Consider the following 25,005-nt stretch of genomic DNA (forward strand, 5'->3'; position numbering starts at 1 on the left):
CCCTGTTTCAGGATCTGTGTGGATGACTTGGCCTAGTACAGAGCTGTAGTTGGAATCCATCTCGTCACAGGCCTATCGGGTGGAAGCACATGGATTTGACTTCCGTGTTTATGAATGGACCCCGAAGTCCTCGCCGGACACAACCTGCGTAGCATCGTTTGCCACGGACAGCTCGGTGGGCATGCATTGTTTCCAGTCGGAGAAGTAAATGCCCTTCTTCTGGATTGCATTCATAATCATCATGCTGGTGATGTTTGAATAATAGCCTAGGCCCATCGAGGCCTTTTCTTTTGGGTGATTATTACGAATCTACTGCTGTAGTGGTTAGTGGAGTTGAGGAAAACAATCTCTGTCCACAGAAATTCACTACATATTTTTCAATGATATCAGTGTGATGGTAGGCCCGGCAGGACTTGAACCCGCAACCAAAGCGTTATGAGCGCTCTGCTCTAACCAGTTGAGCTACAGGCCCGCCACGGACCCGGACGTATTCTGCGCCAAGAGGTTCGTCAAGGCTTGGCTTGTGTTTTTGCGCTTGCGCGGTGTGGCCGACAGAAGGGAGAGACGCCTGGTTCGCTTGAGCGGGAGGGCGACTGGACGCAGGGAAAGAAATGTCGGTTACTTTCCGGTCAGGCTTACTTTATCTTGACTGTACCTTAGGTAAGCTACACTACAGGTTGTGCGGCTGTCACGGTGTGGGGATCCTGGCCGATGCAGCCGCAAGAATTCGGGGGGATTGAGCAAAAATGTCATTTTTTAAAGAAAATATTGTGTGGGTGGCACCAATTACGGCCTTCATATTGGTGGTCATGGGGTATCCGGATCGTGAAGGCGGACTGCCGCGTGGCGGTTCTGGCAGTCCACAGAGCGCGGTTGTCGCAGCAGGCGACCTTCATGACCAGCGGCAATTGGCGAAATTCAATGCGTCGGTCGCCGCAGCTTTGGCCGATCCACAAGGGACGGATACCGGCAGGCCAGAGGCAACAGACCTGTTTACAACTGCAGATCAGACATCGGCTGTACAGGTGACCCGCAATGCGCCACTCGACCTTTTGCAAATCGCGCCTGCAGAGGAACAACTGGCCGAGCCAGTGGGGCAGACCGATCCGTTTGTCGGTGACAGCAGGGCTGGGGTGGTCGCATGGGCGCGCCCGGTTCCCGCTTTGGCATCCTCCTGCAATCAAGAATTGAACGAACTTGCGTCTTCAACCCGGGTCTATTTTCCCTCTGGAACGCTGTCGGGCGAAGAGACTGGGCTTTCGGCAGCACGGTTGTTGGGTATGGTCTTGCAGGATTGTCCGGGCTACGCCGTGCGGGTCGAGGGGCATTCAGATCCGTCTGGCGATCCGGCATCTAACCTGAAGCTCAGCAAAATGCGGGCCGAGGCCGTGATAAACCGCTTGGCAGCCTCCGGTATTGATACCACGCGGTTCACTGCTGTCGGGTTCGGCGACACCCGACCCGCAAAGGTCACGGGTGAAAAAAGCGCAGCTTATTATGACCGTCGCGTGGCGTTTTCGATTACGAAACCGGTCCATCAGGCCAGCTTTGCATCGCCCGCAAAGGTCGGTTTGGCACCCGCCGGGAGGTGTGTGGCGCAATTGGATCGAAAAGCGGCCAAGCTACATCAATTCTACGCGCCGGGGTCCATCGTGGCTGCTGCCAACGACATTGATGGATTGCTGGGCCTTGCCGCTGAAGTGGCTGATTGTGACGGGGCTTGGCTGCGTATTGTCGGGTTGCACGCCAAAGGCAGCGAAAGCCGGGAGAATGTGTCGACCGGCTGGTTGCGGGCACTGGCGATGCGAAACGCGCTGATTGCGGCGGGGCATGATAAGGGGCGATTGCTGGTTGGCGCACCTTCTTATGCGGTGCCCGTTTTGGGCGATCCCGGGGCATCGCAATCCCGGCTGGATTTTCAGGTGGTTTCAGACTGAGTTGATTTGCCGGCAACGGGCGGCTTCGCGGGCAGGGCAGAAGGGCGGGGTTTTTTGCTTTACAGTGCATTTGTCGCTGCCCCTGTGGTTGCTTGGCTCGGGTTGATAGGGTATCGCGGCGTCATTGTCTGAACACTGGGGATCACGCATGACAAAGAACGGGTTGACCTACGCTGATGCAGGCGTCGACATCGATGCAGGAAACGCGCTTGTTGAGCGGATCAAGCCGGCGGCCAAACGCACCGCACGGCCAGGCACCATGTCCGGCCTTGGTGGGTTCGGGGCGCTGTTTGACCTCAAGGCCGCAGGGTTTGTTGATCCGGTGTTGGTGGCCGCCACGGATGGTGTGGGCACCAAATTGCGGATTGCAATTGATACTGGAAATGTAGACGGCATCGGCATTGATCTGGTCGCTATGTGCGTCAACGATCTGGTTTGCCAAGGGGCTGAACCGCTGTTTTTCCTCGACTATTTCGCAACTGGCAAGCTGGAGCTGGATCAGGCGACACGCATTATCGAAGGCATCGCCGAAGGGTGTGCCCTGTCCGGTTGTGCGCTGATTGGTGGTGAAACCGCCGAGATGCCGGGAATGTATCACGCGGGCGATTTTGATCTGGCGGGTTTCTCTGTTGGTGCGATGGAGCGCGGTACAGAATTGCCGCGCGGTGTCGCCGAGGGCGACGTTTTGCTGGGCTTGCCAAGTGACGGCGTGCATTCCAACGGGTATTCACTGGTGCGACGGATTGTTGAAACCTCTGGCCTTGCTTGGGAAGATGCCTGCCCGTGGGGCGAGGGCACCCTTGGCGCGGCCTTGCTGACGCCAACCAAACTCTATGTCAAAGGTGCTGTTGCGGCCCTGCGGGAAGATTGCGTTCAGGCGCTGGCCCATATTACCGGTGGTGGTCTGACAGAAAACCTGCCGCGGGTTCTGCCCGAGGGGTTGGGTGCCGAGATTGACCTGACCGCGTGGGAGTTGCCGCCGGTGTTCAAATGGCTGGCATCCTCCGGCGGCATGGCCGAGGCCGAACTGCTCAAGACATTCAACTCCGGTGTTGGCATGATCGCGGTGGTATCGCCAGATCAACTTGAGGCAGCGAAAGCGGCCTTTGCGACCGATGGACATCAGGCTTTTGAAATGGGCCGGATCACCGCGGGGGCAGGGGTTGCATACAAGGGCAGCCTGCTTTGACCAAACAGGTTGCGATTTTCCTGTCCGGTGGCGGGTCGAACATGCGGGCGCTGGTTGATGATATGACCGGATCTGCACAGGAGGATCACCCGGCACGCCCCTGTGTGGTCTTTTCCAATCAGGTTGATGCTGGCGGGATCGCATGGGCGCAATCACGTGGCATCCCCACAGAGGTTGTGGATCATCGCCCCTTTGCCGGTGACCGCACGGCCTTTGAACAGGCTATCAGCACGGCATTGGCACCTTATGCGCCCGATCTGATCTGTCTTGCCGGATTTATGCGCAAGCTGACAGGCGGCTTTACCGACCAATGGGCAGGCCGGATGATCAATATTCACCCGTCTTTGTTACCGAAATACAAAGGGCTACATACCCATCAGCGGGCGCTCGACGCGGGCGACGCCGATCATGGCTGTACTGTTCACGAGGTTACAGCAGCATTGGATGATGGGCCGATTTTGGGTCAGGCAAGCCTGAACATAGGCAAGGATGACACGGCGGAAACACTGGCCGCGCGGGTGCTGACGCTGGAACATAAACTTTATCCAGCTGTCTTGCGTCGCTTTGCTGCCGGCGATCACACTGCGGTGCAATTGCACGGTTGACTGGTAAATCACCTGTCTGTGATGTAGCTATTGGCCACAGACGGAACAGCCTTTTCTTTGCAAAGTGAGAGCATGAAAACAATAACAACAACCGAAGACCTTGCCGACTTTTGCACGCAGGCCGCCAATCATCCCTATGTTACTGTAGATACAGAGTTTCTTCGGGAACGGACGTATTATTCCAAACTCTGTCTGGTGCAACTGGCGATGCCGGGGACCGATGACAGCAATGCGGTATTGCTGGACCCGTTGTCTGATGGCATTTCGCTTGCGCCGCTTTATGATCTGTTTCGCGACACATCCGTGGTCAAAGTTTTCCATGCCGCGCGTCAGGATCTCGAAATTTTCTTTGTCGACGCACAGGTCTTCCCTGAACCGCTGTTTGACACGCAGGTTGCTGCGATGGTTTGTGGTTTTGGTGAACAGGTCGGTTACGAAACCCTTGTCCGCAAGATTTGCCACGAAGGTGTTGATAAATCCTCACGGTTTACCGATTGGTCACGCCGCCCGTTGTCCGACGCACAGAAGAAATATGCACTGGCGGATGTCACACACCTGCGCCAGATTTATGAGTTTTTGTCCGAGAAGCTGGAAGAGAGCGGTCGTGCGCGTTGGGTGCAGGAAGAGCTGACCAACCTGACTTCTCCCGATACCTATATCACCGCGCCGCAAGATGCGTGGAAACGGGTGAAGACACGGACAAATTCACCTAAATTTCTGGGGATCGTGCGTGAACTGGCGGCCTTCCGCGAGGATTACGCACAGAAACGCAATGTGCCGCGCAACCGGGTCTATAAGGACGATGCTTTGGTCGAGCTGGCCAGTCTCAAACCCAGCAACCATGAAGAGCTGGGCCGCGCCCGGTTGTTGCTGCGCGAAGCCCGAAAGGGGGACATCGCCGATGGTATTCTGGCAGGGATCGCCAAAGGGGTGAAAGCCCGTCCCGAAGACTTGCCAAAACCGGACCGCAGCCGTGAAAAGCTTCAGGTAAATCCGGCGCTGGCAGATTTGTTGCGGGTTCTGTTGAAGGCCAAGACCGAACAAGCGGGAGTCGCTGCCAAGCTGATCGCACCGGCATCTGATCTGGACGCGATGGCAGCTGGAGTGCGCGATGTGCCGGCCCTCAAGGGCTGGCGGCGCGAGGTGTTTGGCACGGATGCCCTGCGCCTCTGTGAGGGCAAGATCGCATTGACGGCCAAAGGCAATGATGTACAGGTGGTCGAGGTTTAAAACCTCACCGTTAGGCATTGAAAATTAACAAGGAAAAGCAAATGATCCGAGATCAAACGCTATCATTCGAACCAACGTATGAGCCAGATTGTGACACATGGTGACACGATTTACCTTGCGGGTCAGGTTGGCACAGCGGGTGCCTCTGTTGCGCAGCAGACGCAGGATTGCCTGGATCAGATTGATGCCTTGCTTGCCGAAGTCGGCTCTGACAAGACGCGCATCCTGCAAACGGTGATTTGGTTGCACAGCATGGATGATTTTGCTGAGATGAATGGGGTTTGGGATGCTTGGGCTCCAGAAGGCCATACACCGGCACGTGCCTGTGGCGAGGCCAAGCTGGCCAAGCCGGAATTCACCGTAGAAATTATCGTAACGGCTGCGCAGTAACGCAGCCTGTAGAATTGCGCGAAAAAGCTGCATCACCCAAGGCTGCCAATAACCATAGGTTTCAATGCGTTATAGCGCCCGACCTTAAACATGACTCCCCAATACCCTGCCACGCTGCACGTTTTCGGGACATTGGGGATACGAAATGTTTCAGGTGAAAGGCCGGACACTTGGTTAAAGGCCAGACACTTTAGGTGATGCTCTTTGTGTAACGTGCTGATCTAAAGGAGTTAGCGCCGCGCGACCTGCGCATTACGCTGACCCTCAACACGGATACGGCGCACACCGGCTAGCTGTTGATCCGTCACATGACGTGCAGCAATGACTTCGCGGGTGGGTTTGGTGCCGATGGCCGTCTGTGCCGTTGGGCGGATGCCTTCAAGGCGGTAGGTCAATACGCCATCAACTGGCAACTCTTCCTCGTTTTCCGGCGTCAGCTGCACCGCATAGATGCCCTGACGTGCGGCCAGACCGGTGGCGCGAATGATCGCCCCGCCGGGAACCCGTTCAATTTTCAAATCAGTGACCTGATCAAACGGACGTCCATCATAAATGGCTTCTTTGGCGCGGTCGTTCGAAAACAACCCGCCGCTTTGGGGAATAAGTGGGTTGGTGTTTTCCACCTGTTCCACAGGTACAGCGCGCGACTTACCGAACCAGTTTACCGGGTTCACACGGCTCTGGCTAATGGCACTACAGGCACCCAAGCCAAGAGTCGCCGCGAGGAGGAGGGGAATTGTCTTGCGCATGTGGGCCGCCTTGGAAAATCTGCTCAGGATTTGAGTAGCCTATCGCGTGGGTTTTGGGAAGGGGCTGGACCTTTGGCATCTGCACTTCTAGGTCTGGGCAAAGACTGAAAGGGTGCATGAATGGCCAACCAGGCGTTTGAAGAACTGGTCGAGGATTTTGAATTCCTCGACGATTGGGAAGACCGCTATCGTCATGTGATTGATCAAGGCAAGGCGATGGAGCCGCTGGAGGAGGCCTTGCGGGTGCCTGCCACCAAAGTGGACGGCTGTGCCTCGCAGGTTTGGCTACATGCGCAATTCGAAGATGATAAATTGCATTTTGACGGGGCGTCTGATGCGATGATCGTCTCGGGGCTGATTGCGGTGCTGCGGATTCTTTACAACGGGCTGACGCCTGCACAGGTTCTGGCGGTGGATGCACGCGCCGAAATGGGGCGTTTGGGGTTGAACGATCACCTGTCTGCGCAGCGTTCAAATGGTTTGCGGTCAATGATTGAACGGGTGCGCGAAACAGCGGCAGCGGCAGGTTAACCCGCCCGTCGGCGGGCGAGCGCAACAGAATTGCACGGGCCGACGGGGCTGGCGTTACAGGGTCTCAAGCGTGATTTTCAAATCACCATAACCGGTGAAACGGCGTTCGAAGGGCAGGCCCAGACGGGCGGCACAGTCTTGCGCCTTGGCTGTCAGCTCGGGGTCATCGGTCTGTGCCTGATAGATCAGCTTTTCATAGTTGCCAAAGTACATGTCGCGCAGATCGGGGTGCCTGTCTAACCCCATGGGTTTCCAGACAAAGGCATCAAACTGGCGGACCAGAAAGTCGGTCAGGTAAAAGCTGGTGAATTCACTGTCTGCCTTTGCAGCAAAGGCGTCGTTGCCCTCAAAGAAGCTGTAGCAATGTGGCCCCGCAATCATTTGCACCCCCAGCTCAGCGCAGGCGGCTTGTAGCAATCCACCGGTGCCGCAATCCGCATAGACCACAAAGATTTCTGCATATTCGCCGCGATGCCGGGCGACGCTTTCACGCACGGCTTGGGTGATCTTCTCCGGAAACAGGTGGTATTTGGCGGGCAGGCAGGTCAGGTCCAGATGGTCCCAGCCGTTGACCGTCTTTAGATCAATAATCTCGCGCGCCAGCGCCCCGCAGGCAATCAGCAGTATCCGGCCTTTCGCAACCTCCAGCGGCAGGCCGTCTTCGGTCAGGATGTTGTCTGTCGGTATCATCGCCGCAACACCCTGAAGGCAACCGCCGCAATCAGGAAGGCGGGCAGGGCGGCGATCAACAATGCCGGGCCGCCAAGGCTCATCAGCCAGACGGTCACAGCCGCTGCCATCAAGGCACTGGCGAGGATCAGGGCAAGGCGGGCAAAGGGCATGATGATCTCCAGTCTGCTTAAAGATAGGCGTTTGGCGAGGTACAAAAAAGGCCCCGCATTCCTGCGAGGCCCCTTTGTTCGATCAACGCGTCACACCAGGCCTATGCGGCTTGGTTATGTTTGCGCGCCATCCATTCTTTTGCGGTCTCGACGGCCACAGCGGCATCGCGGCAATAGGCGTCAGCGCCAATGGCTTTGCCGAATTCTTCATTCAGCGGGGCACCGCCGACCAGAACAATAAAGTCCTCGCGGATGCCTTGTTCAACCATCGTGTCGATGACAACCTTCATATATGGCATTGTCGTTGTCAGCAGGGCGGACATGCCGAGGATATCAGCCTCTTCCGTGTCCAGCGCCGCCAGATAGTTTTCAACCGGGTTATTGATCCCTAGGTCGACAACCTCAAACCCGGCGCCTTCCATCATCATGCCAACAAGGTTCTTGCCGATGTCGTGAATGTCGCCTTTGACGGTACCAATCACCATCTTGCCAACGCGCGGGGCACCGGTTTCTGCCAGCAGCGGTTTAAGGATTGCCATACCGCCCTTCATTGCATTGGCGGCCAGCAACACCTCAGGCACAAACAGGATGCCATCACGGAAATCGGCCCCGACGATGGTCATGCCCCCGACCAGTGCCTTGGTCAGCACCTCATAGGGTTCCCACTTGCGTTCCAGCAAGATGTTTACGCCTTCTTCGATTTCTTCCTTCAGGCCATCATACAGATCATCGAACATCTGCTGAACAAGCTCTTCGTCGTCGAGTTCCGACAGGATGATTTCGTCTTCTTCGGACATTGGCATTCCCTCTATGCGTATCTTGCTGGCGCTAGGCCCATGCTTCTTTTTGTCACGTTATATGGAAAAATGACACGCAAATTGCGACATTGGCTGCGGTTTGAGCGACGCATTTTTCTCACGTTGATCATGAATTTTACACATGTCGACAGGGGGATAAGACCGCCAAGATATAAGTCGCTTTATTGTGTTCTTGTTTTGTTCTAGTGTTCGGTATGGATCGTGAAACCGGAAATTACAGGATCAAGGGGCGGGCGACTGCCAGTAACCACGCCGGCCGCTTTGAAAAACACAGCCGGGAGGCGGTTGTGGATGGCTGGGCACAGGAAGACGATCTTCCGGTGTTGCGCACGTGGACCCAGATCGAAAGACCGCGCAGCGTCATCACCTATAACCGCTCTCCTGATTTGCCGTTCGATCGGTCAATTAACCCCTATCGCGGATGTGAACACGGGTGTGTCTATTGCTTTGCCCGGCCAAGCCATGCCTATCTGGGGCTGTCACCGGGGCTGGATTTTGAAACGCGGTTGATTGCGCGCCCGGATGCGCCGAAGGTTTTGCAACGTGAACTGGCTGCCAAGCGATATAAGGTCGCGCCGATTGCCATCGGGACAAATACTGACCCCTATCAACCGATCGAAAACACACAGGGCATCATGCGGGCCTGTCTTGAGGTGTTGTCAGAGGCGCAGCACCCCGTGGCGATTGTTACCAAGGGCAGTCTGATTGAACGCGACATTGATATTCTTGGCCCAATGGCGCAGCGCGGGCTGGTGCGCGTTGGCATTTCGGTAACAACATTGGATGCAAAGCTGTCGCGCCTGATGGAGCCGCGTGCGCCCGCACCTGCGCGGCGATTGGTCATGATCCGTCGATTGGCCGCAGCGGGGATACCGGTGCGCATCATGGCATCGCCGATGATACCGGCCCTGACCGATCCCGAACTGGAGGCGATACTGGCGGCGGGCAAAGAGGCCGGCGCACGCACCGCCAGCTGGATCATGTTGCGCCTGCCACAAGAGGTATCGCCGCTGGTGCAGGAATGGCTGGAGCAACATTATCCCGACCGCGCCGGGCGTATCATGAGTCGCCTGCGCGAGATGCACGGCGGTAAGACATATGACGCCACCTGGCACCGCCGGATGCGCGGTGAGGGGCCATATGCCGAGATGGTGGCACAGCGCTTTGCGGTGGCGATCAGGCGTTTGGGATTGAAATCAAACGCCCCGCCTATGCGTTGCGATCTGTTTCGCGCACCGGTCTTGGTGGGCGGGCAGATGTCGTTGTTTTGATGGCTTCCCTTGGGGCGGGCCTGTGCGGCGACGCCGCGCCGGTTATGCGCCCCTATGTCCCAGGTTTGCGACCTTTGCCAACCATGAAGTGATTTTTTCGGGTTTGGCCGCGCCAACGGGGGCGAAATGCGTTAGCTTCACCGGTTTAAAGCCGACAAAACCGAAAATCTGGCCTTTGATCTGACGAAACAGCGCTTTGCGATAAAGCAGGGCAAAGAAGAAATCAGGCGTATCAGAGGTAACGATCACCCGTGCCCTGCGTCCCTTCAGCATTGGTTGGGGCATTCCCATTGTCAGCTTACGGGTGTCAAATGCCCAACCGGGCAGGAGGGTGCGGTCAAACAGCCCCTTTAGTTTCCCGGGCAGGCCGCCCCACCACATCGGTGTGGTCATCACCACATGGTTTGCCCATTCGATATCCGCCTGCATCGCTTTCAAGCAGGGCTCTAGCGGCTTGGTTTTGGCATAACCCGCAAAACCATAATCCATGTCGAAATCCAGATCATGCAGGTGCATCAGGCGCACATCATGTCCGGCCTGTCGCGCGGCATCTGCATAGGTTTCGGCAATCGCCTTGTTCAGCGAGGTTGCGGCGGGGTGTCCGTTCAGGACGAAGATTCGTTTCGCAGTCATGGTACTTCCTGATTTAGTCAAATATTGACCGTGGTCATATTTTGCAAGTTTGGTGGCGTCAATGATAAATTGACCGCGGTCATTTATCCGTGTATTCCGTCCCTATGAGCAAACCAGTCCAAAAACGCAGCCAAGCAACCCGTGCCAAACTGGTCGAAGCGGCCCGTAAGGTGATCCTTTCAAACGGATTTGGCGAAATGCGGGTTGAGGATGTGGTGAAGGAAGCCGGTGTCGCCAAAGGCACCTTCTTTGCGCATTTTCCGGACAAGGATGTCCTCATGGACCTGCTCATCGGCACAGATATCGCGGCGCATTTGCAAGAGAGCGAGGCATTGCCGCCGCCTGCTGGACTTGAGGATCTGGTGAACCGGTTGTTGCCGCTGATGGAGTTCATGACCAGCGAAAGATATGTTTTTGACGTTATCCTGCGCCACTCAGGGGCCGCTGCGAAAGAGGAGGTTGGCCCGATCGCCAACACCTTCGATCAACAGGTCGGGCTACTGGAAAACTGGCTTGCGGATGGCCCATTCCGCCGGGATGTCCCCCCGCTGATCCTTGCGGAGGGGATTCAGGCCTTTGCTGTACAAAGCATGGCGCTTCAGTTCTGTGCCATCAGCAGTGAAGAGCCGATGCGAGACAGGCTAATGCAATATCTTGCCGCATGGTTAATGCCGCAGCCTTCGGGAATTGGACAGGATCAGGCAGGCGGTAATTGCTGACTTTTGCTCAGCGGCTCAGATGCCGGTTGTAAATGGGCGGTCCTGATGGCCGCCCGGTCGATTTTCTTGGTCAGGCGTGAAGGCTAGAAACGCCCGCTTCCATTACCCGCGACGCCGGCCTTTGCGCGGCGCGCGCACCGGTCCCGCGCCATCTGTCCCATCGCTTGCGGATGAGAAGTCACCCAAAGCTGCAACGATTTCGGGCAATTCCGGTGCGCTGCCTTTTGCTGTGGTATCAAGGGCTTCGCGCATGGCCTTAAGGTGATTTGGCATAGTCCCGCAACAACCGCCAATCACAGAGGCACCGCAATTGCGCGCCATCACCGCATATTGCGCCATCAGTTCCGGCGTGCCGTCATAATGAATATGGCCTTCTACATATTTCGGGATGCCCGCGTTGCCCTTGGCCACAATCGGACGGGTGCTGCCCTTACCGGCAAAACCCAGAACCGTGCGCAACAGATCAGAGGCCCCAGTGCCGCAGTTTGCCCCGAATGCCATTGGCGGATTGTCCAGCCCTTCCACCATATCGACCATCCCTTCAGAGGTGATGCCCATCATGGTGCGCCCGGCGGTATCGAAACTCATTGTGCCCACCCATGGCAGCCCGGCCAGTGCAAAGCCTTCTGCGGCGGCGGCGTATTCTTCGGCGGCACTGATGGTCTCAAGCCAGCCAATGTCGGCACCACCGGCCTTCAATCCATCAGCGGTTTCATGGAACATCTCGACGGCAACCGAGTGGCTGAGGGTGCCAACCGGCTCCATGATCTCGCCTGTTGGGCCGACAGAACCGGCGACAATTACCTTGCGTCCGGCGGTATCAGCAATCTCGCGCCCGATTTCGGCGGCAACCCGGCTGAGTTCATGGGCGCGTTTTGCGGCATTGTGCAGCTTGAGCCGGGATGCATTGGCCCCGAAGCTATTGGTCAGGAAAAGATCACTGCCGGCCTCAACCGCGCCCCGATAGAGGGTGCGGATTTTCTCGGGTTCGTCCGTGTTCCAGAATTCTGGCGGTTCACCTGACATTAAGCCCATGTTGAACAGGTTGGTACCTGTTGCGCCATCGGCCAGCAGTGTGCCCTTTTCGGCAAGAAGATCGGTGAAAGCGTTGCTCATGTCAGTGCCCGTTTTGTAAGATTTCACTCCCCCTTCCATGGGGCGCGTGACAACGCAACTTCAATTTTTTCATGTTGTTTATGAGTTCCGCTGCCAGAAAGTAGAGCAGGCGGGGCATGCACTTCGCTTGCGATGTCGGCCAAGGCCAATACCAAAGCGGGTTTTGAAGGGGCTGCGGCATAGCGTGGGCGCAACACGGGGGCGAAACTGCTTTTGAACTGCCGCAGCCCGGGGTTCTCAATGCGTCGCCTCAGGGCGGCGTGTCGATTTACCCAGTCGGGCGGCTGTGGCACCGCCGCGAGGCTAAGTCGGGATTTCCCCTCTGCACTTGCCGTCTCAATCGCGGATTGTATCAGCAGATGCATGGTGCCATCTGCGGCAACGGGGGCATGGCGCATCAGGTCAAGACAGGGGGCGATGGGATCTCTGTGAAAACTGGCATAGGCAATCAACCGCCCTTCGTGATGGGCAAGGTATACGTCCTGTGTTGCCAAATAGGCGGGGCAGAACCGGCCCATGGTGCCCCCGCGCGCGCGGCCTTGGCTGGCTTGCCAGACAGCATCTATTGCGGCCATCTGCTCCAGCGGCAACAGGGTTGATCGTGTCGCGCTTACACCTGCCTTACAGGCTTTGCGCAGTTTGCGGCGCAAGCCGCGTCGGGTGGCATCGTCAAGATCGTAGGAGGGCAGGTCCACGACACATTCCTGTGCAATCCGCGCGACGCTCCAACCGGCGCGGCGCGCGGCCACTGCGGTACGCGCACCACATTTATAAAGGCAGGCTATGCGCCCCTGTGCTGCCGCTTGGGATTTAAGATGAGCAAGGGCAGGGGCGGCTTGGCCGGAAGCCGGATCAAACAACAGGGTTGCAGTCTGAGGGGTGCGCCAGAGCGCATAAGAACCGCTGTTGTGGTGCTGAATGAGGCCGCCATTTTGTGCCAATATGCCAAGTTCAGCCAACTGTTGACCCGTTTTTGCACGGGCCGCAGGGGGCGATTTCGGTTTTGACGGTTTGGTCAGGAACACGATGGCCACGCCCAGAACCGCAGGAACGGCGTAATAGAATGCGCGAAACACCAGAATCGCCGTGACCAGATCCGCGGCGGCAATCTGTGGCAGCAATGCAAACAAGGTCAGTTCAAACGGGCCAACCCCGCCCGGCGCCCCCGATAACATTGCGGCCCCCAAGGCCAGCAGGAACACCGGCAGGAATTCTGCGAACCCGAGGCCTGTTGCCGGGATTAAGACGTAAAATGCGACGGCGGCAGCAACGACGTCCAACCCCGACCACCCCAGTATGTTGCGGATCGTTTGCAAGCTGGGAAGCCGCAGTCGATGTCTGACAGGGGCGCAAATCGGCGCGAAACTGAGTGTAAGTATGGCGACAGGCAAAAGTGCCGCGATCAGCAGCCCGGGCAAGGTTGTCCAGTGGGGTGCGGGCAGGAAAAGGCAGGCGAGTGCAGTCAGAAAGGCAAGGGCCACCAGAAACGTGGTGCAGACAAACAGCGACAGCTGCATTGCACCTTTAAGTCCGATGTGCGGCAGCATCCGCCAGCGGACCGCCGCGCCGGTGAAAACGCCAAAACCGGCGGTCTGGGCCACGGCGATTGCGGCAAAGCCGCTTTTGCGTGCCAGTGCCGGATCAACGCCGCTGGCAAAATGGCGGTGCGCCAAGGCATCATAGCGCGCTACCGCCCAGAGGCTGACCGCACATAACGCGCCTGCCAAAAGGCAACGGCCAATCGGCAGGGCCGCGATGGATTGCGGCAGGGCCGACCAGCGCGGCAGATCAACCAGACCGCCCAAGAGCCAAAGGCTGACACCCATAACGAGAAACGGTGCCGAGACCCGCCCGATCGCCGCCAAAGAAACAGTACCAAGCTGTCGCTTCATGCCCAAACTCCCCAAGGTCCTTGCCTCCGCAGGCAAGGTAGGCGGGATGGGCAATCTAATTCGTTAACGGACGGCGACGGTTGGGCAGGAATGTCACTCGGATTTTACGCAAAACCGTAAAAAAACTGCGGGCGTTACTCTGTTTCGTCGAGGATTTCCGCCCGGGCCTGATGCATCAACTCCGACATCTTATTGCGGATCGTTGCCTCATCCGCCTTATTGCCCAGATCACCGGCCACCTTTCGGTAGACATCTTCATGTCCTGCCTCTTCAAAGTCGGATTTTACAACCTCTTTGGCGTAGGAAGCGGCATCATCACCGGTTTTGCCCATCACATCAGCGGCCCAAAGCCCCAACAGCTTGTTACGCCGAGCATCCGCTTTGAACTGCGTTTCTGCATCATGGGCGAATTTGGATTCAAAGGCGTTTTCGCGGTCTTTCATGGTCGACATCGTGGATCCTCCTATGTTGACTGATCCTGATAAATAGATGTGCATCCGAGCCCATTTTGACAAGATGGTTGGGATTGCTTGCAGCAGGGCAGGGCATAGATTAAGAGGGCCGCAACAGGTGCCAGGGAGCCCCCCTGACCCATATCCCGAAAGGACGCCCATGGCCCGGCGCACAAAGATCTACGAAGGCAAAGCAAAAATTCTGTACGAAGGTCCCGAGCCCGGGACAATTGTGCAGTATTTCAAAGATGATGCGACTGCATTTAATGCCGAAAAAAAAGACGTGATTGAAGGCAAAGGGGTGCTGAACAACCTCCTGTCCGAGTATTTCATGAAAGGTCTGAATCAGATTGGCGTGCCGACGCATTTCATGAAGCGTCTTAACATGCGCGAGCAACTGGTGCGCCAGGTCGAGATTGTGCCATTGGAAGTGATTGTTCGCAATTACGCCGCCGGCACCATGTCCAAACGTCTGGGCATCGAAGAGGGCACGCAACTGCCACGTCCGATTGTCGAATATTGCTATAAGGACGACAAATTGGGTGATCCTCTGGTTACCGAAGAGCATATCGCCGCCTTTGGCTGGGCAAGCCAGCAAGACATGGAAGACATTCTGAGCCTCGCGCTGCGGGTGAATGATTTCATTTCCGGTGTGATGTTTGGTGTCGGGATCAAGCTGGTGGATTTCAAAATCGAGATTGGCCGGATTTATGATGGTGATTTCCAGCGCTTGATTGTGGCGGATGAGATCAGCCCAGATTCCTGTCGTTTGTGGGACATCGAAACCGGTCAGAAGCTGGACAAGGATGTTTTCCGCCGGGATCTGGGATCGTTGACAGATGCCTATACGGAGGTGGCGAAGCGGTTGGGTGTGATGCCCAAGACCTCGACGCCGATAACCAAACCGACGCTAATTAATTAAAACCGCAACTGCCCGCGGCTGACCGTGGGATTGAGTTTATTGGCAAGATGAAGCTGGGGGACGCGCTATGAAAGCACGGGTACATGTGATGTTGAAGAATGGTGTGTTGGACCCGCAGGGCGAAGCCGTGCGCCACGCGCTTGGGGCTATCGGGTTTGACGGGGTCAACGGGGTGCGTCAGGGCAAGGTGATCGAACTGGATCTGGCTGAAGGCACGTCGCAAGCAGATGTTGAAGCGATGTGTGAGAAGCTGCTCGCGAATACAGTGATTGAAAGCTACACGGTGGAGTTGTCCTGATGCGTGCTGCGGTTGTTGTGTTTCCGGGGTCGAACTGTGATCGCGATTTAGCGGTGGCATTCGAGGCTGCCGGCTGTACGCTTGATATGGTTTGGCACAAGGACAGCGAACTGCCGCAAGGGATTGATATCGTTGGGGTTCCCGGTGGGTTTTCCTATGGGGATTACCTGCGCTGTGGTGCAATTGCCGCGCAATCGCCGATTGTGAAATCTGTTAAGGCACATGCAGATCGCGGCGGATACGTCATGGGCATCTGTAACGGGTTTCAGGTGTTGACGGAAACCGGGTTGTTGCCTGGTGCCCTGCTGCGCAACGCCGGATTGAAATACATTTGCAAGACCGTCGGCCTGCGGGTCGAAACCACCCAAAGCGCCTATACCGAAGGGTATAGCGCCGGCGATGTGATCGACATTCCGATTGCCCATCACGACGGCAATTATTTCGCCGATGACGAGACCTTGGCGCGCCTTAAGGGCGAGGACCGCGTGGCCTTTACCTATACCGACAATCCCAATGGGGCGCAGGCCGATATCGCGGGTATCCTGTCAGAAAACCGGCGTGTGCTGGGGATGATGCCGCACCCCGAGCGGGCAGCGGATGCCGGCCATGGCGGTACGGACGGACAGGCGCTCTTTCGCGCATTGGCAGGGGCTTTGACCGCCGCCTGACTTGAGTGCGCCGCCCGCCCTGCGTAGGGTGGCGCAATGAGTGATACGTCCCCCATAAGCAAACCCGCGTTGTTCATTTCGTGGCGCGTGCGTCTGGCCATTGGTCTGATCATGGTGTTGGCAGTTCTGGTGATTTCGATCACCAACAACCTGTTGACCGACCGGTTCACCGAAAGCACACGCAACCGCGCGGAATTGCGCATCGCGCTTTACAGCGGCAACCTGATGGCCGAGCTGCGCCAGAATGCGATTGTGCCGCAACTGCTGGCACGTGACCCGTCGCTGATCATCGCCTTGCAAGAGGCTGACTATTCGCTGTCGACGCAGCGCTTGATCTCCTTTGTCGAGGAAATTGGCGCGGCCTCTCTGATGCTCTATGATACGGATGGGCGTACTGTTGCCGCAACTGACCGTAACAGGCTGCAATCGTTGCATAAATCGTCTCCCTATTTTGTTGATGCAATCCGCGCGAATGTGACGATTTTTAGCGTGATCAAATTGGAGGGCGGCGGATATAAATTTGTCTATTCGCGGCGCATTCAGGCTGGCGGGGATACACTAGGTGTAATCGCCGTCGAGGTGGATTTACAGAAATTTGAACGGGCCTGGGCGGGGATTTCCGATGCGGTGATGGTGATGGACAGTGCCGGAGAGATTATTCTGGGCACCTCGCCGCGGTGGCGCGGGCTGAGCGAAGCCGAGGCGCTGGCCACGACGTCGCCGCAGACTGCAATCGAGCGGGCGATCAAGGCCACGGCAGATTGGACAGCGGTGCCGGCGGATGCCTATTTGCAGGGCGAGGCGGTGATGCGTCTGGAACACCGGATTGCCTTTCGCGGCTGGCGGATGGTCAGCTTTACCACCTATGAGAGCGTGCGCGAGCGGGTGAATGCGGTATTGGCGCTGGAAGTCATGGGGTTTGCGATTCTTCTGGCACTGGCCTTCTATTTTCTCAGTCGCCGCACCGCTGGCAGGCTGGCAATTTTTCAACGGGAGTCGGCCAAACTTCGCGCATTGAACGTCGCCTTGCAGCGGGAAATCGCTGAGCGCAAACGGGTTCAAGAGACCCTTGCGGTGGCGGAACAGACCCTTGAACAATCCAGTAAACTGGCCGCCTTGGGCGAAATGTCAGCCGCTGTCAGTCACGAGCTTAACCAACCGCTGGCGGCGATGAAAACCTATCTCGCAGGGGCGCGATTATTGCTGCGCCGCAACCGCCCTGACGAGGCATTGTCGTCTTTCGGGCGCATTGACGATCTGATCGAGCGGATGGGGGCAATCACACGCCAGCTGAAGTCTTATGCCCGTAAAGGGCAAGAGGCGTTTTCCCCTGTGGATATGGGGGCGGCCCTTGCGTCATCCATGTCGATGATGGAGCCTCAGCTGCGCCAGCGGCAGGTGGAAATTGCGCGTATTCTGCCGGATGAACCGGTGATTGTGATGGGGGATCGGATGCGCATTGAACAGGTCATGGTGAACCTGTTTCGCAACGCACTTGATGCCACCAAATCAGAACGCCACCCGCAGGTGGAAATCATCCTGTCGGCAGGCGAAACCGCCACCCTCACTGTGCGGGACAACGGACCGGGGATTGCCGATCTCGACGCCTTGTTTGAACCGTTCTACACCACCAAACAGCCAGGGGACGGTGTCGGCTTGGGGCTTGCTATCTCGTCGGGCATCGTCAACGACCTTGGCGGACGTCTGACTGCACGCAACGGACAATCCGGCGGAGCGGTGTTTGAGATGCAATTGCCCATCATGGGCGAAACGAACAAAATAGAAGCAGCGGAGTAAACGATGGCACAGGCGATGAAGATTGCGATTGTCGATGATGAACAGGACATGCGCCAGTCAATCAGCCAGTGGCTGGCTTTGTCGGGGTATGACACGGAAACCTTCGGGTCTGCCGAAGACGCCTTGAAAACCCTGGGGCCGGAGTATCCGGGCATTGTGATTTCGGACATCAAGATGCCGGGCATGGATGGTATGCAGTTCCTGAAAAAGCTGATGGGCAGTGACAGCGCGCTGCCGGTGATCATGATCACCGGGCATGGTGATGTGCCGATGGCGGTCGAGGCGATGCGCGTCGGGGCGTTTGATTTCCTGGAAAAGCCGTTTAATCCTGATCGGATGAGCGAGCTGGCCAAAAAGGCCACCAATGCGCGGCGTCTGGTAATGGACAACCGCGCCCTGCGCCGCGAGTTAAGCGACGGCGGCCAGTTGATGAAAAAGCTCATCGGCCAGTCGCCGGTGATGGAGCGTCTGCGCGAGGATATTTTGGATCTGGGGCAGGCGGACGGCCATGTCTTGATTGACGGGGAAACCGGCACAGGAAAAACACTGGTGGCCCATGCGCTGCACGCGGTCGGGTCACGGGCGGGCAAGAAATTCGTTCTGGTGTCCTGCGGGGCGTTGGAAGAAGAGATGCTGAGCAAACGGTTGTTCGGCCCGATGCAGCCCGAAGATGCGCAGTTGCCTGCCATTGAAGAGGCCCGCGGCGGTACATTGGTTCTGGAAGATGTGGAGGCGTTGTCGGAAACACTGCAAGCGCGTCTGCTGAGTGTGATTAACGAGCAGGGCACGCCTGCTGAAACACGGATCGTTGCAATCTCGAACCTGCAAGAGGCGGGGCGCACATCGGAAGATGCGCTGCGCAGTGATCTGTTCTACCGGCTCGCGGCTTTGCGGATCACTGTGCCGCCCCTGCGCCAGCGCGGCGAGGACATCCTGACTTTGTTCACGCGCCTGAGCGAGCAATTTTCCGAGGAATATGGCTGTGATACACCGCAGGTCAGCGCGCAGGAGGCGGCGCAATTGTTGCAGGCTCCTTGGCCGGGCAATGTGCGTCAGCTGATCAATGTGGCGGAACGTGCGGTACTGCAATCGCGACGTGGATCAGGAACGATTGCATCCTTGCTGATGTCGGATCACGAAGAAATGCAGCCGGTGATGACAACCGAAGGCAAGCCGCTGAAAGAATATGTCGAAGCCTTCGAGAGGATGTTGATCGACAACACCATGCGCCGCCACAAGGGTTCGATTTCATCGGTGATGGACGAATTGTGCCTGCCACGGCGGACATTGAACGAGAAAATGGCGAAATACGGATTGCAGCGCTCGGATTATCTGTGATTTTGGCCAACCTCTGGTCCGCGCGGAGATGCTGCGTGGGCCGGCGGTACGGCTAAAGCGCCTTGCGAAACGTCACTTTGTCATCCCCTGCGGCCCAGAAGTCGCGAATGCGGGCTTCGGCTGCGTAGCCATTCTTGGCATAGAAGTCTCGGGTCTGGGCAAAGTCATCGGTGCCAGAGGTATCGGCAAGCAGAATACGCGCGTCTAAATCGCGCAAGTGCTGTTCAAGGGCATCGGCTAGATCGGTGCCAACACCCGCGCCCTGCTGGGCAGGGGCTACAGCAATCGCCAGCATGTTCCAGGTTCCCTGGGTAAGCTGTTCGGGTTGGGCAAAACAGAAAGCGCAGGGCGTGCCGTCGCGTTCTGCCGTCAGCCATAGCGCTTCGGTACTGCCTTTCAAAAACGGCGTAACCATGTCTTCCAACATATCAGAAGGAAACAGCTGGGTTGCATCCAGCACTTGTTTCAGCGCTGGAATGTCAGATTTTAAGGTTGGCCTGACGGAAGATGCAGGCATTAACCGTTCTTACGCTCGACAATTTCGATGGCCTTGCCGTTTGCATCGGTGACACAGGTCCACATCCCGCTGCCCGGCACATCCACGATAAAACGCTGCACCTCGATCACCGGAATGGTGGTGTTGATGGCAACATTGGCAGCCCCGGTTTCGGCAGCCACCGCTGCGACACAGCTTTTCTGCCCGCGCAAGTCGGCCAGGGCGACCGGATCATTGGCCAATGCCAACTCATCACAGGCGACAAGTCCCAACAGGGAAAAGCCAAGAACGGAGCGGGTCAGAATATGCATGGAAAGTCCTTTGGGTCTTTTGATTGTAGCCGCGCGTAGGGTTACTTGCAGGCGCAGAATGTGTCGGATCAGATGAGCCCGATTGCGTAGATTTTGTCAAGCAAACGCCGCGCGAATGGCGGTTTTGGGGCGGCGAGGGAACATTGCCCATTGTGTTCACAGGTCCAATCCCCTTATCTAGTAGGATCAAGGTGTGCCGCCCGATGGCGTCACATGTCCTTGACTGAGAGTTTCGCTGCCTGCGGCAGCCCCACGCTGGGCACGCAAGCAGACCGATTGGGCCGGAAACGGCCAGAGAACCGCTGACGTCGGACGGGCAAGACCCTAGGATGTTCAGTAAATAATGGATGCGGCAGGCCGAAATGGCATGACCGCATCGGAGAAGAACCGCGATGACGCGCGCAGAAGCTACGAGCAGGAATGGACAGGCCTTTTCAGGCCCCGTTCCGCTGTACGGTATGCCTGCACCGTCACCCATCGCCCTGACAAGTCACACCGCAACGTCACAAGCTCCCCCGGGGGCAGGTCTGGCGCATGTGCTGTGCATAGTGAGAACATGCCTAAGAAAATGCTTATCGATGCCACCCACGCGGAAGAAACCCGCGTTGTTGTGGTTGACGGAAACAAGGTCGAGGAATTCGATTTTGAATCAGAGAACAGACGCCAGCTAGCTGGCAATATCTATCTGGCCAAGGTGACGCGCGTAGAGCCGTCCTTGCAGGCCGCTTTTGTGGATTACGGTGGCAACCGCCACGGTTTCCTTGCCTTCTCGGAAATCCATCCGGATTATTACCAGATTCCTGTGGCTGACCGTCAGGCGCTGCTGGAAGAGGAACGCGCCTATGCTGAGGCGCAGGCGTCGAAGGATGACGACGAACCCAAGCCAAAGCGCCGGTCTCGCTCGCGCAGCCGTGCCAAGCCCAAGGCCGAGGAGGCTGTGTCGGCAGATGCCAAGACATCCGCCGAGATCGAGGGCATGGAGACCGTCGATCTGAGCGACGAGGATGACGTGGAGGTTGACGCAAGCGAAGCCTCTTCTCCGATGGAACGGGTGCCGGAAACGCCGGTTGAAACACCCGAAGTCGGTAGCGACGATGACGCGTCTGACGATGCGACGTTGACCGAAGACAGTGCTGAGGACAAAGGTGCCGAGGCAGATGCCGATGAAGAAACCGACGGTGACGATGCCCCAAAAGCGGCAGATGCAACCTCAAAAGACGAGACCATCGAGTCGGTAGCCGACGAGGACGACAGCGAAGACATCCGTCCCGTGCGCAAGCCACGTCCGCGCCGCTACAAGATTCAAGAAGTCATCAAGATGCGCCAGATTCTGCTGGTGCAGGTTGTAAAAGAAGAGCGCGGCAACAAAGGCGCAGCTTTGACAACCTACCTCAGCCTTGCGGGGCGTTATTGCGTCTTGATGCCCAATACTGCGCGTGGCGGTGGCATCAGCCGCAAGATTACCAACGCCGCAGACCGTAAGAAACTGAAAGAGATCGCCAACGAAATCACCGTGCCATTGGGCGCAGGGCTAATCGTGCGTACTGCTGGTGCCAAGCGTACCCGCGCCGAGATCAAGCGCGACTATGAATATCTGCAACGCCTCTGGGAACAGATCCGCGAACTGACGTTGAAGAGTATCGCGCCGGCAAAGATTTATGAAGAAGGCGATCTGATCAAGCGCTCGATCCGCGACCTCTATAACCGCGACATCGACGAGGTGTTTGTCGAGGGCGAACGCGGCTATCGCATTGCCAAGGACTTCATGAAGATGATCATGCCGTCCCACGCCAAGAATGTGAAACGCTACGAGGAAAACCTGCCGCTCTTTGCCCGTTACAAGGTCGAGGATTACCTGTCAGGCATGTTCAACCCCACGGTACAACTGCCGTCGGGCGGGTATATCGTGATCGGCGTGACCGAAGCGTTGGTGGCCATTGATGTGAACTCTGGTCGGGCGACCAAAGAAGGCTCGATCGAACAGACCGCAACCAAGACCAACCTTGAAGCGGCCGCGGAAGTCGCCCGTCAGCTGCGTCTGCGTGACCTTGCGGGCCTGATTGTCATCGACTTCATCGATATGGATGAACGCCGTAACAATACGGCTGTCGAAAAGATGATGAAGGACAAGCTGAAGACCGACCGTGCACGCATTCAGGTGGGCCGGATCAGCGGCTTTGGCCTGATGGAAATGTCGCGCCAGCGACTCCGCCCTGGTATGATCGAGGCTACAACTCAGCCCTGCGTGGCCTGTCACGGCACCGGTTTGATCCGGTCAGACGACAGCCTTGCTCTGTCTATCATCCGCCACATGGAAGAAGAAGGCACGCGCCGTCGGACCCGCGAGGTATTGATCAAGGCACCGGTGGGCATCGCCAACTTCCTGATGAACGCCAAACGCGAGCATGTCGCCCAGATCGAAGCGCGGTACGGCATGGCCGTGCGCATCGAAGGGGACCCGCATCTGGTCAGCCCTGATTTCTCGATGGAGAAATTCAAGACGGCAACCCGCAATGTCCCTGTGGCAGGTGCGCATGTCGTCTCAGTTGATACTTCGCTGATGGATCAGATCGACGAGGCCGAGGCGAAAGCGGCGGAAACCGCCGAGGCCTTGGCCATTGCCGAAGATGAAGCCGACGAGAACCGGTCAAAATCCCAGAACAACGGGCGCGACAACAACGGTGAACAGCAGTTGGATGCGGATGGCAAACCCAAGCGCAAGCGGCGCCGTCGTCGCAGCCGTGGGGGCCGTGGCAAGAACGGTGGCGAAAACGCCAACAACGAGAACCGTTCGGAAGAGGCGGATCAGAACGCGGCACAAAATGACGCTGCACCAGCGGATGCAGCCGAAGCCGACGCAACCACGTCAGAGACTCCTCAGGCAGAGGTCTCTCAAAACGATGTGGCGGTCGCGGACGGCAAGGTGGAGGCCGGTGCGGATAAGCCGAAAAAGCCGACCTCGCGCAGCCGCACGCGCAAGCCAAAGGTTGATCCGGAAACAGCCGCGGAACCAGCTGTGGTAGCAGAAAAATCTGCTGATGCGGATGCCTCGGCCTCTGAACCAGTAGCCGGAACAGCTGCGCCGGAAGCTGAAGAGGTCAAGGAAAAGCCAAAGCCAAAGCCGCGCAAACGGGCGACCGCTGCGTCGAAAAAGGCCAAAGCCGCCGAGGATGCCGCGACAACAGGAGACGCACCGGAAGACGCGGCACCGGAAGCCGTAAAAGAGCCCAAGCCGAGAAAGCCGCGCGCCAGCCGCGCCAAGGCAAAGCCCAAGGTGGAAGAGAAAGCAGCGGATAAAGCCGAAGTGACTGTGGCACCGGTTGCAGCTGCGCAAGAGCCGACACCACCGGGCCCCGAACCGGTCCTTGCGCCGGAGCCTGTCGCGCAAACCCCAGCGCCAGAGCCGGTGGCAGAGGCCCCCGCGCCGGCACCAGAACCTGTGAAGGAAGAGCCGAAAAAGCCCAAGAGAAAGGGCTGGTGGTCTTTGGGCCGCTAAGCACTGAAGGTTACGAAAAAAAAGGCAGGCCCCTGTGGCCTGCCTTTTGCGTTTCCGGGGTATGGGGCAAGCCAACCGCAGCGCGGCGCTGGCGGTTGAAATTGGACTGTGCGCAGCAATCGCCCCGAAGGGCGCGCCACATCGGATTAACGGGGTGAACGGGATCGCAGGGAACTGCCGCGCGGATTTCTAGCCGCCCTTGCGCACCAGATAGATTTGCACGCCACCATCTTCACGGGTGTCCAGAAGGCCGTGACCGGCCTCGGCGCAAAAATGCGGCACGTCGATGAATGCTGCCGGATCGTCCGCCCGCATGACAATCTGCTCGCCGGCGGGCAGCGCCGCGAGACGTTTGCGCAGTTTCAGCACGGGCAGGGGGCATAGCAACCCCGTTGCATCAAGCTCATGTGTTTCCATGCCCTGCGCAGTACGCCAGATGTTACACCGCGTCCACAGTCTTGTGACCATTGGCCGCGTGACGGCCCCGTCAAACGGGGCTAAGGATGAGGGTATGTTTGGTATTGAACTTATTGACGCGGGCCTTTTGCCCGCCATGTTGATCGCCCTGATTGCCGGTGTGGTCAGCTTTCTTAGCCCCTGTGTTCTGCCGATTGTGCCGCCCTATCTGGCCTATATGAGCGGCGTGTCCCTGAACGATATGTCGACCCAGGAAGAAAGCCGGCGCAAGGCGGTGATTGCCGCGCTGTTCTTTGTGATGGGGCTGAGTACGGTATTCTTGATCCTTGGCTTTACGGCCTCGGCATTTGGTGCGTTTTTCTTGCAAAATCAGGTGGTTTTTGCACAGGTCTCGGGGGTGGTGATCATTGTTTTTGGTCTGCATTTTCTTGGGTTGTTCCGCATTCCCTTTTTGGATCAGGAAGCCCGTCTTGATGCCGGCGACAAGGGCGGTTCCAGCTTTGGAGCCTATGTTCTGGGTCTTGCCTTTGCCTTTGGCTGGACACCTTGCATCGGGCCACAATTGGGGACGATCCTGTCTTTAGCAGCGTCTGAGGCCTCTGTCGCCAAGGGCACTTTGTTACTGGGGGTTTATGCTGCGGGTCTGGGTATTCCGTTTCTGCTGGCCGCGATGTTCATCACCCGCGCCATGGGGGTGATGAACCGTCTAAAACGGCACATGAAAACCATCGAGCGGGTGATGGGTGGTTTGCTGGTGGTTGTAGGTGTGATGATGGTGACCGGGGCCTTTACCACTTTGGCCTTTTGGTTGCTTGATACCTTTCCCGCGCTTGGCGCTCTGGGATAAAGCCGCGCGATCAAAGCCTTACCCTTGCCGTAAAACATGGC

General features: G+C 57.5%; 26 protein-coding genes and 1 tRNA gene. 15 read left to right on the plus strand and 12 right to left on the minus strand.

Going from position 1 to position 25,005, the window contains the following annotated elements; all coding sequences use genetic code 11:
* Positions 1-395: 395 nt before the first annotated feature.
* A tRNA-Ile gene (locus tag HKX44_RS03800) sits at positions 396-472 on the minus strand.
* A 274-nt stretch (positions 473-746) separates the two neighbouring features.
* Between HKX44_RS03800 and HKX44_RS03805 the strand changes: the two genes are divergently transcribed.
* The 5 genes from HKX44_RS03805 (at position 747) to HKX44_RS03825 (ending at position 5,351) form a co-directional block, all read left to right on the plus strand.
* Positions 747-1,937 carry an OmpA family protein gene (locus tag HKX44_RS03805; RefSeq protein ID WP_276149965.1) on the plus strand — a complete coding sequence of 397 codons (1,191 nt, stop codon included), beginning with the start codon at positions 747-749 and terminating at the stop codon, positions 1,935-1,937.
* A gap of 148 nt (positions 1,938-2,085) precedes the next feature.
* Positions 2,086-3,126 carry a phosphoribosylformylglycinamidine cyclo-ligase gene (purM, locus tag HKX44_RS03810; RefSeq protein ID WP_276149966.1) on the plus strand — a complete coding sequence of 347 codons (1,041 nt, stop codon included), beginning with the start codon at positions 2,086-2,088 and terminating at the stop codon, positions 3,124-3,126.
* Positions 3,123-3,731 (plus strand): phosphoribosylglycinamide formyltransferase, encoded by a 609-nt coding sequence (gene purN, locus HKX44_RS03815; protein WP_276149967.1) that lies wholly within the window; start codon positions 3,123-3,125, stop codon positions 3,729-3,731. Before purM ends, purN begins: the two co-directional genes overlap by 4 nt.
* Before the next feature lie 72 nt (positions 3,732-3,803).
* Complete coding sequence (gene rnd, locus HKX44_RS03820; protein WP_276149968.1) at positions 3,804-4,961, plus strand: ribonuclease D; 1,158 nt, start codon at positions 3,804-3,806, stop codon at positions 4,959-4,961.
* Between the two features lie 51 nt (positions 4,962-5,012).
* Positions 5,013-5,351, plus strand: a complete 339-nt coding sequence (locus HKX44_RS03825) for a RidA family protein (RefSeq protein ID WP_276150794.1) — start codon at positions 5,013-5,015, stop codon at positions 5,349-5,351.
* 230 nt (positions 5,352-5,581) lie between these two features.
* Here HKX44_RS03825 and HKX44_RS03830 read toward each other — a convergent pair whose 3' ends face one another.
* Positions 5,582-6,100 carry a hypothetical protein gene (locus HKX44_RS03830; protein ID WP_276149969.1) on the minus strand — a complete coding sequence of 173 codons (519 nt, stop codon included), beginning with the start codon at positions 6,098-6,100 and terminating at the stop codon, positions 5,582-5,584.
* A gap of 120 nt (positions 6,101-6,220) precedes the next feature.
* Here HKX44_RS03830 and HKX44_RS03835 point away from each other — a divergent pair, with 120 nt between their 5' ends.
* Positions 6,221-6,631 (plus strand): SufE family protein, encoded by a 411-nt coding sequence (locus tag HKX44_RS03835; protein WP_276149970.1) that lies wholly within the window; start codon positions 6,221-6,223, stop codon positions 6,629-6,631.
* A 54-nt stretch (positions 6,632-6,685) separates the two neighbouring features.
* Here the strand turns inward: HKX44_RS03835 and HKX44_RS03840 are convergent, their stop codons facing one another.
* The 3 genes from HKX44_RS03840 to HKX44_RS03850 all read right to left on the minus strand — a co-directional run bounded on the left by HKX44_RS03840 (position 6,686) and on the right by HKX44_RS03850 (position 8,270).
* On the minus strand, positions 6,686-7,321 hold the full coding sequence (locus HKX44_RS03840) for a DUF1638 domain-containing protein (RefSeq protein WP_276149971.1): 636 nt from the start codon (positions 7,319-7,321) through the stop codon (positions 6,686-6,688).
* Positions 7,318-7,473 carry a hypothetical protein gene (locus HKX44_RS03845; RefSeq protein ID WP_276149972.1) on the minus strand — a complete coding sequence of 52 codons (156 nt, stop codon included), beginning with the start codon at positions 7,471-7,473 and terminating at the stop codon, positions 7,318-7,320. Before HKX44_RS03845 ends, HKX44_RS03840 begins: the two co-directional genes overlap by 4 nt.
* Positions 7,474-7,574: 101 nt before the next feature.
* The gene (locus HKX44_RS03850) at positions 7,575-8,270 is read right to left on the minus strand and encodes a B12-binding domain-containing protein (RefSeq protein ID WP_276149973.1); all 696 of its coding nucleotides are present in this window, start codon (positions 8,268-8,270) and stop codon (positions 7,575-7,577) included.
* Positions 8,271-8,485: 215 nt separating this feature from the next.
* On the opposite strand from HKX44_RS03850, the gene HKX44_RS03855 reads away from it, so the two are divergent.
* Positions 8,486-9,562, plus strand: coding sequence for a PA0069 family radical SAM protein (locus HKX44_RS03855; RefSeq protein WP_276149974.1), 1,077 nt, complete (start codon positions 8,486-8,488; stop codon positions 9,560-9,562).
* A 42-nt stretch (positions 9,563-9,604) separates the two neighbouring features.
* On the opposite strand, the gene HKX44_RS03860 is transcribed toward HKX44_RS03855, so the two are convergent.
* Complete coding sequence (locus HKX44_RS03860) at positions 9,605-10,195, minus strand: NAD(P)H-dependent oxidoreductase (protein ID WP_276149975.1); 591 nt, start codon at positions 10,193-10,195, stop codon at positions 9,605-9,607.
* A 104-nt stretch (positions 10,196-10,299) separates the two neighbouring features.
* Between HKX44_RS03860 and HKX44_RS03865 the strand changes: the two genes are divergently transcribed.
* Positions 10,300-10,914 carry a TetR/AcrR family transcriptional regulator gene (locus tag HKX44_RS03865; RefSeq protein WP_276149976.1) on the plus strand — a complete coding sequence of 205 codons (615 nt, stop codon included), beginning with the start codon at positions 10,300-10,302 and terminating at the stop codon, positions 10,912-10,914.
* Between the two features lie 102 nt (positions 10,915-11,016).
* Here HKX44_RS03865 and bmt read toward each other — a convergent pair whose 3' ends face one another.
* The 3 genes from bmt to HKX44_RS03880 form a co-directional block, all read right to left on the minus strand.
* Entirely contained in the window at positions 11,017-12,030 is a 1,014-nt protein-coding gene (gene bmt, locus HKX44_RS03870; protein ID WP_276149977.1) for a betaine--homocysteine S-methyltransferase, read from the minus strand.
* Positions 12,031-12,053: 23 nt separating this feature from the next.
* The gene (locus HKX44_RS03875; protein WP_276149978.1) at positions 12,054-13,922 is read right to left on the minus strand and encodes a phosphatidylglycerol lysyltransferase domain-containing protein; all 1,869 of its coding nucleotides are present in this window, start codon (positions 13,920-13,922) and stop codon (positions 12,054-12,056) included.
* Between the two features lie 134 nt (positions 13,923-14,056).
* Positions 14,057-14,374, minus strand: a complete 318-nt coding sequence (locus HKX44_RS03880; RefSeq protein ID WP_276149979.1) for a DUF1476 domain-containing protein — start codon at positions 14,372-14,374, stop codon at positions 14,057-14,059.
* A 160-nt stretch (positions 14,375-14,534) separates the two neighbouring features.
* Here HKX44_RS03880 and purC point away from each other — a divergent pair, with 160 nt between their 5' ends.
* From purC to HKX44_RS03905, 5 genes are all read left to right on the plus strand, one after another.
* Positions 14,535-15,296 carry a phosphoribosylaminoimidazolesuccinocarboxamide synthase gene (purC, locus tag HKX44_RS03885; RefSeq protein ID WP_276149980.1) on the plus strand — a complete coding sequence of 254 codons (762 nt, stop codon included), beginning with the start codon at positions 14,535-14,537 and terminating at the stop codon, positions 15,294-15,296.
* Between the two features lie 67 nt (positions 15,297-15,363).
* Positions 15,364-15,594, plus strand: a complete 231-nt coding sequence (gene purS / locus HKX44_RS03890; RefSeq protein ID WP_276149981.1) for a phosphoribosylformylglycinamidine synthase subunit PurS — start codon at positions 15,364-15,366, stop codon at positions 15,592-15,594.
* Complete coding sequence (purQ, locus tag HKX44_RS03895; protein ID WP_276149982.1) at positions 15,594-16,262, plus strand: phosphoribosylformylglycinamidine synthase subunit PurQ; 669 nt, start codon at positions 15,594-15,596, stop codon at positions 16,260-16,262. The genes purS and purQ overlap by 1 nt, the downstream gene beginning before the upstream one ends.
* Positions 16,263-16,298: 36 nt before the next feature.
* The gene (locus HKX44_RS03900; RefSeq protein ID WP_276149983.1) at positions 16,299-18,059 is read left to right on the plus strand and encodes an ATP-binding protein; all 1,761 of its coding nucleotides are present in this window, start codon (positions 16,299-16,301) and stop codon (positions 18,057-18,059) included.
* Between the two features lie 3 nt (positions 18,060-18,062).
* Positions 18,063-19,397 (plus strand): sigma-54 dependent transcriptional regulator, encoded by a 1,335-nt coding sequence (locus HKX44_RS03905; protein ID WP_276149984.1) that lies wholly within the window; start codon positions 18,063-18,065, stop codon positions 19,395-19,397.
* A gap of 52 nt (positions 19,398-19,449) precedes the next feature.
* Here HKX44_RS03905 and HKX44_RS03910 read toward each other — a convergent pair whose 3' ends face one another.
* Entirely contained in the window at positions 19,450-19,914 is a 465-nt protein-coding gene (locus HKX44_RS03910) for a GNAT family N-acetyltransferase (protein WP_276149985.1), read from the minus strand.
* Positions 19,914-20,204, minus strand: a complete 291-nt coding sequence (locus HKX44_RS03915) for a hypothetical protein (RefSeq protein ID WP_276149986.1) — start codon at positions 20,202-20,204, stop codon at positions 19,914-19,916. Before HKX44_RS03915 ends, HKX44_RS03910 begins: the two co-directional genes overlap by 1 nt.
* A gap of 556 nt (positions 20,205-20,760) precedes the next feature.
* Between HKX44_RS03915 and HKX44_RS03920 the strand changes: the two genes are divergently transcribed.
* Positions 20,761-23,700, plus strand: a complete 2,940-nt coding sequence (locus HKX44_RS03920; RefSeq protein WP_276149987.1) for an Rne/Rng family ribonuclease — start codon at positions 20,761-20,763, stop codon at positions 23,698-23,700.
* A 189-nt stretch (positions 23,701-23,889) separates the two neighbouring features.
* Here the strand turns inward: HKX44_RS03920 and HKX44_RS03925 are convergent, their stop codons facing one another.
* Complete coding sequence (locus HKX44_RS03925; RefSeq protein ID WP_276150795.1) at positions 23,890-24,117, minus strand: sulfurtransferase TusA family protein; 228 nt, start codon at positions 24,115-24,117, stop codon at positions 23,890-23,892.
* Positions 24,118-24,211: 94 nt separating this feature from the next.
* On the opposite strand from HKX44_RS03925, the gene HKX44_RS03930 reads away from it, so the two are divergent.
* A complete protein-coding gene (locus HKX44_RS03930; protein ID WP_276149988.1) occupies positions 24,212-24,964 on the plus strand; it encodes a cytochrome c biogenesis protein CcdA in 753 nt (250 codons plus the stop codon).
* Positions 24,965-25,005: the final 41 nt, after the last annotated feature.

It is taken from the genome of Sulfitobacter sp. M05, assembly GCF_029285175.1.
Taxonomy (GTDB): domain Bacteria; phylum Pseudomonadota; class Alphaproteobacteria; order Rhodobacterales; family Rhodobacteraceae; genus Sulfitobacter.